The 13,529-nt window shown below is 69.4% G+C and carries 15 protein-coding genes and 1 pseudogene; 11 read left to right on the top strand and 5 right to left on the bottom strand.

What is annotated here, in order from left to right:
• Positions 1-21: 21 nt before the first annotated feature.
• Genes OHU89_RS13685 through OHU89_RS13675 form a run of 3 tightly spaced genes read right to left on the bottom strand, consistent with a single transcriptional unit; the run spans position 22 to position 2,556 of the window.
• Positions 22-792 carry an ABC transporter permease gene (locus tag OHU89_RS13685; protein WP_266894021.1) on the bottom strand — a complete coding sequence of 257 codons (771 nt, stop codon included), beginning with the start codon at positions 790-792 and terminating at the stop codon, positions 22-24.
• Complete coding sequence (locus OHU89_RS13680; protein WP_405642721.1) at positions 789-1,712, bottom strand: ABC transporter ATP-binding protein; 924 nt, start codon at positions 1,710-1,712, stop codon at positions 789-791. The genes OHU89_RS13685 and OHU89_RS13680 overlap by 4 nt, the downstream gene beginning before the upstream one ends.
• Positions 1,713-1,743: 31 nt before the next feature.
• Positions 1,744-2,556, bottom strand: coding sequence for an aminoglycoside N(3)-acetyltransferase (locus tag OHU89_RS13675; protein ID WP_405642719.1), 813 nt, complete (start codon positions 2,554-2,556; stop codon positions 1,744-1,746).
• Between the two features lie 161 nt (positions 2,557-2,717).
• Between OHU89_RS13675 and OHU89_RS13670 the strand changes: the two genes are divergently transcribed.
• From OHU89_RS13670 to OHU89_RS13635, 8 genes are all read left to right on the top strand, one after another.
• Positions 2,718-3,461, top strand: coding sequence for a metalloregulator ArsR/SmtB family transcription factor (locus tag OHU89_RS13670; protein ID WP_266894027.1), 744 nt, complete (start codon positions 2,718-2,720; stop codon positions 3,459-3,461).
• Positions 3,458-4,882, top strand: a complete 1,425-nt coding sequence (gene sufB / locus OHU89_RS13665) for a Fe-S cluster assembly protein SufB (RefSeq protein WP_266894029.1) — start codon at positions 3,458-3,460, stop codon at positions 4,880-4,882. The genes OHU89_RS13670 and sufB overlap by 4 nt, the downstream gene beginning before the upstream one ends.
• Positions 4,883-4,946: 64 nt before the next feature.
• The gene (gene sufD, locus OHU89_RS13660) at positions 4,947-6,128 is read left to right on the top strand and encodes a Fe-S cluster assembly protein SufD (protein WP_405642717.1); all 1,182 of its coding nucleotides are present in this window, start codon (positions 4,947-4,949) and stop codon (positions 6,126-6,128) included.
• Positions 6,128-6,457 (top strand): non-heme iron oxygenase ferredoxin subunit, encoded by a 330-nt coding sequence (locus OHU89_RS13655; protein ID WP_055610943.1) that lies wholly within the window; start codon positions 6,128-6,130, stop codon positions 6,455-6,457. The genes sufD and OHU89_RS13655 overlap by 1 nt, the downstream gene beginning before the upstream one ends.
• Before the next feature lie 7 nt (positions 6,458-6,464).
• Positions 6,465-7,229: a Fe-S cluster assembly ATPase SufC gene (gene sufC / locus OHU89_RS13650; protein WP_405642715.1), complete on the top strand. Its 765-nt coding sequence runs from the start codon at positions 6,465-6,467 to the stop codon at positions 7,227-7,229.
• Positions 7,226-8,482, top strand: a complete 1,257-nt coding sequence (locus OHU89_RS13645; RefSeq protein WP_405642714.1) for a cysteine desulfurase — start codon at positions 7,226-7,228, stop codon at positions 8,480-8,482. The genes sufC and OHU89_RS13645 overlap by 4 nt, the downstream gene beginning before the upstream one ends.
• A gap of 18 nt (positions 8,483-8,500) precedes the next feature.
• Positions 8,501-8,968 carry a Fe-S cluster assembly sulfur transfer protein SufU gene (gene sufU, locus OHU89_RS13640; protein ID WP_266828752.1) on the top strand — a complete coding sequence of 156 codons (468 nt, stop codon included), beginning with the start codon at positions 8,501-8,503 and terminating at the stop codon, positions 8,966-8,968.
• A complete protein-coding gene (locus OHU89_RS13635; RefSeq protein WP_005477879.1) occupies positions 8,965-9,297 on the top strand; it encodes a metal-sulfur cluster assembly factor in 333 nt (110 codons plus the stop codon). Before sufU ends, OHU89_RS13635 begins: the two co-directional genes overlap by 4 nt.
• A gap of 63 nt (positions 9,298-9,360) precedes the next feature.
• Here OHU89_RS13635 and OHU89_RS13630 read toward each other — a convergent pair whose 3' ends face one another.
• On the bottom strand, positions 9,361-10,182 hold the full coding sequence (locus OHU89_RS13630; RefSeq protein WP_405642711.1) for an AbfB domain-containing protein: 822 nt from the start codon (positions 10,180-10,182) through the stop codon (positions 9,361-9,363).
• 210 nt (positions 10,183-10,392) lie between these two features.
• On the opposite strand from OHU89_RS13630, the pseudogene OHU89_RS13625 reads away from it, so the two are divergent.
• The 3 genes and pseudogenes from OHU89_RS13625 to OHU89_RS13615 all read left to right on the top strand — a co-directional run.
• Positions 10,393-11,040, top strand: a pseudogene (locus OHU89_RS13625) (sulfotransferase family protein); the annotation flags it as partial.
• Positions 11,041-11,418: 378 nt separating this feature from the next.
• On the top strand, positions 11,419-11,739 hold the full coding sequence (locus OHU89_RS13620; RefSeq protein ID WP_171148027.1) for a multidrug efflux SMR transporter: 321 nt from the start codon (positions 11,419-11,421) through the stop codon (positions 11,737-11,739).
• Positions 11,739-12,287, top strand: coding sequence for a TetR/AcrR family transcriptional regulator (locus OHU89_RS13615; RefSeq protein ID WP_266894042.1), 549 nt, complete (start codon positions 11,739-11,741; stop codon positions 12,285-12,287). The genes OHU89_RS13620 and OHU89_RS13615 overlap by 1 nt, the downstream gene beginning before the upstream one ends.
• Here the strand turns inward: OHU89_RS13615 and OHU89_RS13610 are convergent.
• Positions 12,265-13,155, bottom strand: a complete 891-nt coding sequence (locus OHU89_RS13610) for a winged helix-turn-helix transcriptional regulator (protein ID WP_405642709.1) — start codon at positions 13,153-13,155, stop codon at positions 12,265-12,267. The genes OHU89_RS13615 and OHU89_RS13610 overlap by 23 nt on opposite strands.
• Positions 13,156-13,529 lie beyond the last annotated feature (374 nt).

Raw genomic sequence — 13,529 nt, 5'->3', positions numbered from 1 at the left:
TCACGAGGGTCCGGCACGGACCTACTCCCAACGGAAGAACCTGCCCGCCGCGGCCAGCCCCACGACCGCCCACACCGCCAGGATCCCCAGGTCGCCCCACGGCATGCCGGCCCCGTGCTGGAGTACGTCCCGCAGTCCGTCCGACAGCGCGTTGACGGGGAGCAGCCCGAGGACGTCCTGCGCGCCGGAGGGGAACTTGTCCATGGGCACGATGACGCCGCCGCCGACGAGCAGCAGCAGGAAGACGAGGTTCGCGGCGGCCAGGGTGGCCTCCGCCCTCAGGGTGCCCGCCATCAGCAGGCCCAGGCCCGAGAAGGCGGCCGTGCCCAGGATCAGCAGGAGCAGGACGGCCAAGGGGTTGCCGTGCGGCTCCCAGCCCAGGGCGAAGGCGATCGCCGTCAGCAGGACGATCTGGAGGATCTCCGTGACCAGGACCGACGCCGTCTTGGCCGTCATCAGGCCCCAGCGCGGGAGCGGGGAGGCGGCCAGCCGCTTCAGGACGCCGTAGCGGCGCTCGAAGCCCGTCGCGATCGCCTGGCCGGTGAAGGCCGTCGACATGACCGCGAGGGCGAGGATGCCGGGGGTCAGGAAGTCCACCGCCTCGCCCGCGCCCGTGTCGACGATGTCGACCGAGCTGAACAGGACCAGCAGCAGGGTGGGGATCACGACGGTCAGCAGGAGCTGCTCGCCGTTGCGGAGCAGCATCTTCGTCTCGAGCGCCGCCTGTGCCGCGATCATGCGTCCCAAGGGAGCCGCGCCCGGCCTCGGGGTGTACGTGCCGGTCGTGGTCATGAGCGCAGCTCCTTGCCGGTGAGCTCCAGGAACACGTCTTCGAGTGTGTGGCGTTCGACCGAGATCTTGTCCGGCATCACCCCGTGCTGTGCGCACCACGAGGCCACCGTCGCCAGCAGCTGTGGGTCGACCTTGCCGCCGACCCGGTACGAGCCCGGCGTCAGCTCCGCGGCCGTGCAGTCGGCCGGGAGGGCCTTCAGCAGCGAGCCCACGTCCAGGCCCGGGCGGCCGGTGAAGCGGAGGGTGTTCTCGGCGCCGCCCCGGCACAGTTCCTCGGGGGAGCCCTGGGCGATGACCTTGCCCGCGTCGATGATCGCGACGTCGTCGGCGAGCTGTTCGGCCTCGTCCATGTAGTGGGTGGTGAGGACGACGGAGACGCCGTCGGTGCGCAGTTCGCGGATCAGGTCCCAGGTCGCGTGGCGGGCCTGCGGGTCGAGCCCGGCGGTCGGCTCGTCCAGGAACACCAGCTCAGGGCGGCCCACCACGGCCATCGCGAGGGCGAGCCGCTGCTGCTGGCCGCCCGACAGCCGGCGGTACGTCGTTCTGCCGCAGCTGCCCAGTCCCAGGCGCTCGATGAGCGCGTCCACGTCCAGCGGGTGGGCGTGCAGCTTGGCGACATGGCGCAGCATCTCGTCCGCCCGGGCACCCGAGTACACGCCACCGGACTGCAGCATCACGCCGATCCGGGTGTGCAGCTCACGGGAGTGCCGGACGGGGTCGAGGCCCAGGACGCGCACCGTGCCGGAGTCCGGCCTGCGGTACCCCTCGCAGGTCTCGACCGTGGTCGTCTTGCCCGCCCCGTTGGGACCGAGTACGGCGGTCACCCCCGCCGTGGCCACCAGGTCGAGGCCGTTCACCGCGGTCTTCGTGCCGTACCGCTTCACCAGGGCCTGGACCTGGACCACGGGCTCGCTTCGCATGGCTCAAGAGTCTAGGTACGCGATGCGCGCCTCAGACGGGCGGGTGCAGGATCTCCTCCTCACGGGGGCGGTGCACCGCCAGCCACCGCCCCGCGTAGGCCACCGCGTCGGCCACCGGGAACAGCCGTGCGTCGGCCGCGCCCACCTCCCCCCGTACGACGGGGCGGTCCCGCTCGAAGTCGTGCCCGAGCTCTTCGAACTGCTCCGAGGTGATCGACACCTCGGTCACCGTCTCCCAGCCGACCGGGCCCGGGCGGCCCACCTTCACCAGGGGTGAGGGGATGCGGTACTCGGCCAGATGGAAGCTCGTGCAGGTGTCGTAGCCGGCGCCGAGCAGGAGCACGCGCGCGTCCAGGTCTTCGAGACGGGCGAGGGGGCTGTGCTCGCCGAGGCGGCAGTCGGTCGCGTGTCCGTCGGTGATCTGACGAGCGCGGCCGCCGACCGCCGCGAACGACGTCTGGGGGTGTGCGCTGCGCAGGGCGCCCGGCCAGGTGCGCACGGTCTCCGGGAGCACGCCGACCCCGCGCGAGGGCGTGACCTGGGGGTCGTAGACCGGCATGGATGTGCGGATCGTGTCCCACCACTCCTCGGGGACCGGCGGGTTTCCCCACAGGGCGGGGTCCGAGAGGTCTCCGGTCTGGGTGGGGACCACGAGGGTGCCGTCCGGGCCGAGGGCGTCGAGCAGTCCCTGGACCACTGCCACAGGTCCTCCGCAGACCCAGCCGAGCGCCTTCAGGGAGGAGTGGACGAGGAGGGCCTCGCCGTCCTGGACGCCCAGCTCACGCAGCTGTGCGGCCACTGTGCCGCGGGTGACAAGAGGGCCGGTCGGAGGGGGTATGGGCATGGTTGTGAAGTGTCCCGCAAGAGGTCCGGCGATGCCACCGAATTGATCGATCAAAGATCGTTCTCGCAGGTCAGGTTAGCTTTACCTAAGTGATGCACCGCACCGTCCATCGGCCGGGACGTGGGTTGCCCGCCTCTGAGGAATTACGCAACAATGGTGTTGTGAAAAACGTCGGCGAGGCTCAGGAGACCCCCACGGGGGCCCTGCAGGAGGAGCTCGCGACCGGAGAGCGGTCAACCCGCAACCGGGTCGCGCGATCCATCCTGGACCACGGGCCGTCGACCGTCGCCGAGCTGGCCGGCCGTCTCGGCCTGACCCAGGCCGCCGTACGCAGGCACCTGGACGCGCTGGTCGTCGACGACGTCGTGGAGGCGCGCGAGCAGAAGATCTACGGCGCGCGGACGCGGGGGCGTCCCGCCAAGGTCTTCGCGCTCACCGACTGCGGCCGCGACGCCTTCGACCAGTCCTACGACAAGCTCGCCGCGGACGCCCTGCGCTGGATCGCGGAGCGGTTCGGCGGGGACGAGGCCGTCGTGGCCTTCGCCCGCGCGAGGATCGCCGAGCAGGCCACCGCGTACCGCAAGGCGATCGAGGCCGCCGCCCCCGAGGAGCGCACCGAAGCCCTGGCCAAGGCCCTGAGCGCGGACGGGTACGCTGCTACGGCGCGCAGCGCACCGGTCGGCGAGCAGCTGTGCCAGCACCACTGCCCCGTCGCCCACGTCGCGGAAAAGTTCCCCCAGCTCTGCGAGGCGGAGACCGAGATCTTCTCCCAGCTGCTCGGAACGCACGTCCAGCGACTGGCGACCATCGCGCACGGTGACGGCGTCTGCACGACGTTCATCCCAAAGATTTCCCACACCACACATAACGCATCTGCAAGCACGGCCGGGAGGAACCCCGCATGACTCTCCCCATCGAGGAGACTGCCCACCCCGAGCTCGAGGGCCTGGGTAAGTACGAATACGGCTGGGCGGACTCCGACACGGCCGGCGCTTCCGCGCGGCGCGGCATCAACGAGGACGTCGTCAAGGACATCTCCGCGAAGAAGTCCGAGCCGGAGTGGATGACCAAGCTCCGTCTCAAGGGCCTGCGCCTGTTCGACAAGAAGCCCATGCCGAACTGGGGCTCGGACCTCTCCGGTATCGACTTCGACAACATCAAGTACTTCGTGCGCTCCACGGAGAAGCAGGCGGAGTCCTGGGAGGACCTGCCCGAGGACATCAAGAACACGTACGACAGGCTCGGCATCCCCGAGGCGGAGAAGCAGCGCCTCGTCGCCGGTGTCGCGGCCCAGTACGAGTCCGAGGTCGTCTACCACCAGATCCGCGAGGACCTGGAGGAGCAGGGCGTCATCTTCCTCGACACCGACACCGCGCTGAAGGAGCACCCGGAGCTCTTCAAGGAGTACTTCGGCACCGTCATCCCGGTCGGCGACAACAAGTTCGCGTCGCTGAACACCGCGGTGTGGTCCGGCGGCTCCTTCATCTACGTGCCGAAGGGCGTGCACGTGGAGATCCCGCTCCAGGCCTACTTCCGTATCAACACGGAGAACATGGGCCAGTTCGAGCGGACGCTGATCATCGTCGACGAGGACGCCTACGTCCACTACGTCGAGGGCTGTACGGCGCCGATCTACAAGTCGGACTCCCTGCACTCCGCGGTCGTCGAGATCATCGTCAAGAAGGGCGCCCGCTGCCGTTACACGACCATCCAGAACTGGTCGAACAACGTCTACAACCTGGTCACCAAGCGCGCCGTGGCGTACGAGGGCGCGACCATGGAGTGGATCGACGGCAACATCGGCTCCAAGGTCACCATGAAGTACCCGGCCGTCTACCTGATGGGCGAGCACGCCAAGGGCGAGACCCTCTCCATCGCCTTCGCGGGCGAGGGCCAGCACCAGGACGCCGGCTCCAAGATGGTCCACATGGCGCCGAACACCTCCTCCAACATCGTCTCGAAGTCCGTGGCGCGTGGTGGCGGTCGTACGTCCTACCGCGGTCTCGTCGAGATCGGCGAGGGCGCCCACGGCTCCAAGTCGAACGTGCTGTGCGACGCGCTGCTCGTCGACACCATCTCCCGCTCCGACACGTACCCCTACGTGGACGTCCGCGAGGACGACGTGTCCATGGGCCACGAGGCGACCGTCTCCAAGGTCAGTGACGACCAGCTCTTCTACCTGATGAGCCGGGGCATGACCGAGTTCGAGGCGATGGCCATGATCGTGCGCGGCTTCGTCGAGCCCATCGCGAAGGAGCTGCCGATGGAGTACGCGCTGGAGCTCAACCGGCTGATCGAGCTGCAGATGGAAGGCGCGGTCGGCTGACACCCGCCCCCCTTTCGGACACAGCTAGCGAAATCTGACGTAGGAAGAGAGCAGACCGACAGCCATGGCTGAGGCTCAGAACATCCCGGTGGGGTCCACCACCGCCGGCCAGATCGCGGTGGCCGCCGAGTCGACCGTCGCCACGCGCATGAGCGCGCCCCCGTCCTTCGACGTCGCGGACTTCCCGGTCCCGCACGGCCGTGAGGAGGAGTGGCGGTTCACCCCGCTGGAGCGCCTGCGCGGGCTGCACGACGGCACCGCCGTCGCGACCGACGGCGGTCTGAAGGTCGACGTGGACGCCCCCGAGGGCGTCACCGTCGAGACCGTCGGCCGTGACGACGCCCGCCTCGGCAAGGCGGGCACCCCGGTGGACCGCATCGCTGCCCAGGCCTACTCGGCGTTCGAGAAGGCCGGCGTGATCACCGTCCCCAAGGAGACGGTGCTCACCGAGCCGATCCGGATCGCCGTGCACGGCGAGGGCGGCACCGCCTTCGCCCACCAGGTGATCGAGCTGGGCGCCTTCGCCGAGGCCGTCGTCGTCATCGACCACACCGGTGACGCGGTGCTCGCCGCCAACGTCGACTACATCCTGGGCGACGGCGCCAAGCTCACTGTCGTCTCCGTCCAGGACTGGGACGACAAGGCCGTGCATGTGGGCCAGCACAACGCGCTGATCGGCCGGGACGCCACCTTCAAGTCGTTCGTGGTCACCTTCGGCGGCGACCTCGTACGCCTGCACCCGCGCGTCGCCTACGCCGGTACCGGTGGCGAGGCCGAGCTCTTCGGCCTGTACTTCACGGACGCCGGCCAGCACCAGGAGCACCGCCTTCTGGTCGACCACAACACCCCGCACTGCAAGTCGAACGTGGCCTACAAGGGCGCGCTCCAGGGCGAGGGTGCCCATGCGGTGTGGATCGGCGACGTGCTCATCGAGGCCAAGGCCGAGGGCACCGACACCTACGAGATGAACCGCAACCTCGTCCTCACGGACGGTGCGCGCGTCGACTCCGTGCCGAACCTGGAGATCGAGACCGGCGAGATCGTCGGCGCCGGGCACGCCTCCGCGACCGGCCGCTTCGACGACGAGCAGCTCTTCTACCTGATGGCCCGCGGCATCCCCGCCGACGAGGCCCGTCGCCTGGTGGTGCGCGGCTTCTTCGCCGAGCTGGTCCAGCAGATCCGGGTCGCCGACATCCAGGAGCGCCTTCTCGCCAGGATCGACGAGGAGCTGGAGGCGTCGGTCTGATGACTGCCTCGTCGACGTTCGTACGCGCCTGTGGGCTGGGCGAGCTGGAGGACGACACCCCCAAGAGGGTGGAGCTCGACGGCACGCCTGTCTCGGTCGTGAAGACCGAGGGGGAGGTGTTCGCGATCAACGACATCTGCTCGCACGCGAACGTCTCGCTCTCCGAGGGCGAGGTGGAGGACTGCCAGATCGAGTGCTGGCTGCACGGCTCCGCGTTCGACCTCCGCACCGGCAAGCCGTCCGGCCTTCCCGCGACGCGCCCCGTCCCCGTATACCCCGTAAAGATCGAAGGGGACGACGTGCTCGTCTCCCTCACCCAGGAGTCCTGAGGAACCCATGGCAACGCTTGAAATCCACGACCTGCACGTCACCGTCGAGGCCGACAACGCCACGAAGGAGATCCTCAAGGGCGTCGACCTGACCGTGAAGCAGGGCGAGACCCACGCCATCATGGGCCCCAACGGCTCCGGCAAGTCGACCCTCGCCTACTCGCTCGCGGGCCACCCGAAGTACACGATCACCGGCGGCACCGTCACCCTCGACGGCGAGGACGTCCTGGAGATGTCCGTCGACGAGCGCGCCCGCGCGGGCCTGTTCCTGGCGATGCAGTACCCGGTCGAGGTCCCCGGCGTCTCGGTCTCCAACTTCCTGCGCACCTCCGCCACCGCCATCCGCGGCGAGGCCCCCAAGCTCCGCCTGTGGGTGAAGGAGGTCAAGGAGACCATGCAGCGTCTCAACATGGACCCCGCCTTCGCCGAGCGCAACGTCAACGAGGGCTTCTCCGGCGGTGAGAAGAAGCGCCACGAGATCCTCCAGCTGGAGCTGCTCAGGCCGAAGATCGCGATCCTCGACGAGACGGACTCCGGTCTGGACGTCGACGCCCTCCGTATCGTCTCCGAGGGCGTCAACCGCGTCCGTGAGACCGGCGAGGTCGGCACCCTGCTGATCACGCACTACACGCGCATCCTGCGCTACATCAAGCCCGACCACGTGCACGTGTTCGCGAACGGCCGCATCGCCGAGTCCGGCGGCCCGGAGCTCGCCGACCAGCTCGAGGCCGAGGGCTACGACAAGTACGTGAAGGGTGGCGCATCCGCGTGACACAGCTGCCGGGCCTCCTCGACACAGAGGCGATCCGCAAGGACTTCCCCATCCTGGACCGCCAGGTCCACGACGGTAAGAAGCTCGTGTACCTGGACAACGCGGCGACCTCGCAGAAGCCGCGCCAGGTCCTGGACGCCCTGAACGAGTACTACGAGCGCTACAACGCCAACGTCCACCGCGGTGTGCATGTGCTCGCCGAGGAGGCCACGGCGCTGTACGAGGGCGCGCGCGACAAGGCCGCCGCGTTCATCAACGCGCCCAGCCGCGACGAGGTCATCTTCACCAAGAACGCCTCCGAGTCGCTCAACCTCGTGGCGAACATGCTGGGCTGGGCCGACGAGCCCTACCGCGTGGACCACGAGACCGAGATCGTCATCACCGAGATGGAGCACCACTCCAACATCGTGCCGTGGCAGCTGCTCTCGCAGCGCACGGGCGCGAAGCTGAAGTGGTTCGGCCTCACCGACGACGGCCGCCTCGACCTCTCCAACATCGACGAGGTCATCACCGAGAAGACGAAGATCGTCTCCTTCGTGCTGGTGTCCAACATCCTGGGCACCGTGAACCCAGTCGAGGCGATAGTGCGCCGTGCGCAGGAGGTCGGTGCGCTCGTCTGCATCGACGCCTCACAGGCCGCCCCGCACATGCCGATGGACGTGCAGGCGCTGCAGGCCGACTTCGTGGCCTTCACCGGCCACAAGATGTGCGGTCCGACCGGCATCGGCGTCCTCTGGGGCCGCCAGGAGCTGCTCGAGGACCTGCCACCGTTCCTGGGCGGCGGCGAGATGATCGAGACGGTGTCGATGCACTCGTCGACCTACGCTCCCGCCCCGCACAAGTTCGAGGCGGGCACCCCGCCGATCGCGCAGGCGGTCGGTCTGGGCGCGGCGATCGACTACCTGAACGCGATCGGCATGGACAAGATCCTCGCCCACGAGCACGCGCTCACCGAGTACGCGGTGAAGCGGCTCGGCGAGGTCCCGGACCTCAGGATCATCGGCCCGACGACGGCCGAGGACCGGGGCGCCGCGATCTCCTTCACGCTCGGCGACATCCACCCGCACGACGTGGGCCAGGTTCTGGACGAGCAGGGCATCGCGGTCCGCGTGGGCCACCACTGCGCCCGCCCGGTCTGCCTGCGCTACGGAATTCCTGCGACCACGCGAGCGTCGTTCTATCTGTACTCCACGCCGGCCGAGATCGACGCTCTGGTCGACGGGCTGGAGCACGTACGGAACTTCTTCGGCTGAAGGGCGTGAGCTGAGACCGTGAAGCTGGATTCGATGTACCAGGAAGTCATCCTGGACCACTACAAGCACCCGCACGGGCGCGGTCTTCGGGATGGCGACGCCGAGGTGCACCACGTCAACCCGACGTGCGGCGACGAGATCACGCTGCGCGTGAAGTACGACGGCGAGCAGATCGCCGACATCTCGTACGAGGGCCAGGGCTGCTCGATCAGCCAGGCCTCCGCCTCCGTGCTGAACGACCTCCTCGTCGGCAAGGACCTCGCCGAGGCGCAGAAGATCCAGGAGACCTTCCTGGAGCTGATGCAGTCCAAGGGGAAGATCGAGCCCGACGACGCCATGGAGGAGGTGCTGGAGGACGCGGTCGCGTTCGCCGGTGTCTCCAAGTACCCGGCCCGGGTCAAGTGCGCCCTCCTCAGCTGGATGGCGTGGAAGGACGCGACGGCCCAGGCCCTGGGCGGGGCCGACGCCGAAAGGAAGACGGCATGAGCGAGACCCTTGAGATGAAGCCGGCCTCCGAAGAGGAAGTCCGCGAGGCCCTGTACGACGTCGTCGACCCCGAGCTGGGCATCGACGTCGTCAACCTCGGGCTCATCTACGGCATCCACATCGACGACGCGAACATCGCGACGATCGACATGACCCTGACCTCGGCGGCCTGCCCGCTGACCGATGTCATCGAGGACCAGGCCAAGTCCGCCACGGACGGCATCGTCAACGAGCTGCGCATCAACTGGGTCTGGATGCCGCCGTGGGGCCCGGACAAGATCACGGACGATGGGCGTGAGCAGCTTCGGGCGCTCGGGTTCAACGTCTGAGATCGACCGCACACGAAGAAACGGCGACGTCCCCGTGGACGTCGCCGTTTTCCGTGCGTGTGCTCAGGCCAGCCCGTCGACCAGCCGGAACGCCGAGTCCGATCGGTACAGGTCGTTGTACTGGTACGAGTCCAGCTTCAGCTGGAAGTTCTGGTGGCGCAGGAAGCGGCCCGGGTAGTTCACCGACTCCAGCATGACCGCGCCGTACACCGACGAGGAGCGGGCGCAGAAGGTCGCGTCCTGCTTGAACATGGACGAGCCGTCGCTGCGGTCGGAGACCAGGACGAAGCTGCGATGGCGCAGATACCTGCCGTCCTGGGTGGCGAAGGAGTAACAGGAGCTGTCCGCAAGACCCTTGACCAGTTTGAAGGTGGAGTCCTCGCGGGACTCCGAGCCGCGGACCGGGTCGAGCTTCACGTAACCGCCGCTCACGTGCCAGTAGCGGTCGGGGTAGTTCACCGAGCGGACCGAGCGCCACTTGACCGTCGGCTTCGGGGACGACGAACTCGGCTTGGACGAGGGGGACTTGGAGGTCGGATCAGGCGCGGGCGAGGGGGAAGAACCCTGCTGGCGCGCGGCGGAGGCGGTCTCCTCGGAGGTCGCCAGGCCGCTCTTGCCCTTCGGGGGGACCGTCGTGGTGTCGGACGGGCTGGCGTAGCCGGCCAGGCCCGGTATCGTCCCGCCGTCCACGGGGGGCGCCGACTTCGCCACGGCGTCAGGAGGGCTGTCCGTCATGGATATCGCCGTGACGCAGGCGACGACCGTGGCCACGGCGAGGACGCCTGCGAGATAGAGACGGCGGGTTCCCGGTGCCCGGGAGGTGTCGGGTGCCCAGCCGGTCTCCCACGGTCGGTCATGTGGGGGCTGGGACTTGGTGTCTGGCATGCGCAGTTCCTCTGGCGGAGCCCATGTGGGAGGCCGCAGCCGTGACGGCGCGGTAGATGAACGGTGAAGCAGATGGCACAGTAGTGGACTTGGCGCTCTTCGAGCAGCCGTTTGTGCGAGCGGTTTCCACATCGTTTTCTCAGCAGCTTCCCCACGGCTTTCTCAGAGCCCTCCCAGCTCGCCCCCAGCCTCCGGCGGCAGCGTCGGAGCGTGGCTACCTCTGCTCCCTCCTCCGCGCGCCCCGTCTTCGTACTCGGCTGCCCCCGCTCCGGCACCACGCTGCTGCAGCTCATGCTCCACGCGCACCCTCGCATCGCATTGCCCCCGGAGACCCGCTTCGTCCTGCCCGCCTACGAGGCCCGGCTCGGCTTCGGCGACCTGCGGGACCCGGACAACCGGGCCGGTCTCGCCCACTGGATCACCGCACGCAAGGAGACCCGCTTCCACGAACTGGGGCTGGACGCAGGCACCGTCGCCCGGCGCATCGAGGGCGGCCCGCCCACCCTGGGCTCCGCGCTCGGCATCGCGCTCAGGGCGTACGCGGAGAGCCACGGCAAGGTCCGCTGGGGCGACAAACGGCCCGCCTACGCCCTCCATGTCGAGGAGATCCTGCGACTCTTCCCGGACGCGCAGTTCGTGCACCTCGTCCGCGACGGACGGGACTGTGTCGCCTCGCTGCTGGGGATGCCCTGGTGGCACCGCGGCTTCCACGAGGGCGTCGCCACCTGGGCGCAGGTCATGGACGTGACCCGGCGCTCCGCACACCGGCTGGGCCCCGACAGCTGGCACGAGCTGCGCTTCGAGGACCTGCTCGCCGACCCCGAGCCCCGACTGAGAGCACTCTGCGGCTACTTGGGCGAGGAGTACGCCCCCGAGATGACCGAGCCGAGCCGCATGGCCCGCCAGGCCGTACCCGCCCGCAAGACCTGGCACCGGCGTACGCACGGCGCCCTGGACACCTCCCGGGCGGGCAGCTGGCAACAGCGGCTGACGCCTGACCAGATACGGCTCTGCGACGCCGTGCTGGGTGACCGGCTGGTCCGCAACGGCTACGAGCTGAGCGGAGCCGTCCGGCCCGACCCCGCCGAACTGCTCCGCTACCGCAGGGTCTCCGCCCTGCGCCGCGCGGCCCACACCAAGCGTCGGCTGCTCGACCGCCTGGCGCGGATGCGCGAGCCGGGCCCCGTGTCGGCGGTCCGGCCGGCCTCGGTGCGAGCGTTATGTACACTCGTACACATGGGATATGTGCTGCTCGCCGGAGCGATCGCCGCCGAGGTGGCCGCGACGACCGCCATGAAGTACAGCGACGGCTTCAGCAAGCTGCTGCCGTCGCTGCTGACCGTCCTCGGGTACGCGCTGGCGTTCGCGCTGCTCGCACAGACGCTGAAGACCGTGTCCGTCGGTACGGCCTACGCGATCTGGGCGGGCGTCGGCACCGCGGTGATCGCCACGATCGGGTTCACGTTCCTGGGCGAGGGGATGAGCCCCGCCAAGGCCGCCGGGATCGTGCTGATCATCGCCGGGGTGGTCGTGCTGAACCTGGGCGGTGCGCACTGATGGCCCGGCGCTACGACCCCGAGCGGCGGCAGCGGATCATCGACGCGGCGATCCGGGTCGTGGGCAGCCATGGCCTCGCCGGGCTGAGCCACCGCTCCGTCGCCGCCGAGGCCGATGTGCCGCTCGGCTCGACGACGTACCACTTCAAGACCCTCGACGAGCTGATGGTCGCCGCGCTGCGGCAGGCCAACGAAGGGTTCGCCAAGGTCGTCGTGGCACGGGGCGGCCTGGAGGACCGGGGCGCGGACCTGGCCACCGAACTCGCCGGTCTGCTGGGTGAGTGGCTCGCGGGTGACCGTACCGGCGTGGAGCTGGAGTGCGAGCTCTATCTCGCCGCCCTGCGCCGCCCCGCGCTGCGGCCGGTCGCCGCGGAGTGGGCCGAGGACCTCGCCGAGCGGCTGGGCCGCCGCACCGACGCGGTCACCGCGCGGGCGCTGGTGGCGCTGATGGACGGGATCTGTCTGCAGGTGCTGCTGACGGACGGGGTGTACGACGAGGGGTATGCGCGGGAGGTGCTGGGGCGGGTCATTCCTTCTGGAACCCGTTGATCGCCGACAGAGCGGCTTCGACGCTTCCCGCGATGTCCGTCACCGGGTACTGCGCGTCCCGTACGACCCGGTCGCGGTCGACGACCAGCGTCAGGCGCTTGAGCCGGCTCGCGCCCGCAGCGCGGAACGTCGGCAGGCGCAGGGCGGCGATGAGGGACAGATCGGCGTCGGAGAGGAGCGGGAAGCGCAGCTGCTCCGCTGCCGAGAACGCGCGCTGCTCGTCGGGGCGTTGCGTGGAGACGCCGTGGACGGTGGCGCCGGCCTCGGTGAACTCGGCGTGGCGGTCGCGGTAGGTGCGGGACTCCAGGGTGCAGCCGGGGGTGCCGGGGATGTCGGACCAGCCCGGGGGGTAGGCGTCGGGGCGGGCGTAGGCGCCGGGGAAGCAGTACAGGACGGTGTAGGGGGTGCTGTCGGCGATCGGGTCGCGCGGCCGGCCCCGGTCGTCGGGGAGCTGTAGGTCCGGGACCTTGGTGCCGACGAGTTCGTGGACGCGGTGGGCCTGCGTGGATGTCTCCGCCGCGGTGGCCGTCGTGGTGCCGGGCTCGTCGCCGAGGATCCAGGTGTCGCCCCAGTCCTGGAGGGCGATCAGGACGGGGAGCAGGGCGTGGCCGCGGGGGGTGAGGCGGTACTCGTGGCGTACGGGGCGGTCCTGGTACGGGGTCTTCGCGAGGACGTCCGCCTCTACGAGGAGGCGCAGGCGTTCGGTGAGGACCTTGCGGGAGAGGCCGAGTTCGCGTTGGAGGTCGTCGAAGCGGTGTACGCCGCGGGCGGTGTCGCGGACGATCAGGAGGGTCCACCAGTCGCCCACGACGTCCAGGGCCTGGGCGATGGCACAGCTGGAGTCCTCCAGGCTCGTTCTGCGGGCCACGGGCGTACCGTCCCTTCGCGCGTCGTTGCACCGACAGCGTACGTTCCCAAAAGAGACTCATGGGCAGGTGGGGGCCGTGCAGGGTCTTCTTTCGCCCCCGCCGCCCCTACCCGTCCCATCCCCAGGGGCTCCGCCCCTTCGACCCCGCTGGGGCTCCGCCCCAGACCCCGATCGGCCCTTAAGGGGCCTCGTCCTCAGACGCCGGGCGGGGTGAGATTGCGTGGACCGGCGTCGAGAGGCGCCGTCCTCGAACGCCGGACGGGGTGAGATTGGCTGGGCCGGCGTTGAGAGGCCCCCGTCGGCTGTGCTCCGGCCCCGTTCCAGCCGAGCGCAGCGGTTCGGTACCTGAGATGGGGTCTTGGCTGGTTGGCCTC

The sequence above is a fragment of the Streptomyces sp. NBC_00019 genome (assembly GCF_045041015.1).
Lineage (GTDB): Bacteria > Actinomycetota > Actinomycetes > Streptomycetales > Streptomycetaceae > Streptomyces.
The sequence above is the reverse complement of the archived record's forward strand: the minus strand, read 5'-3'. Positions and strand labels throughout refer to the sequence as shown.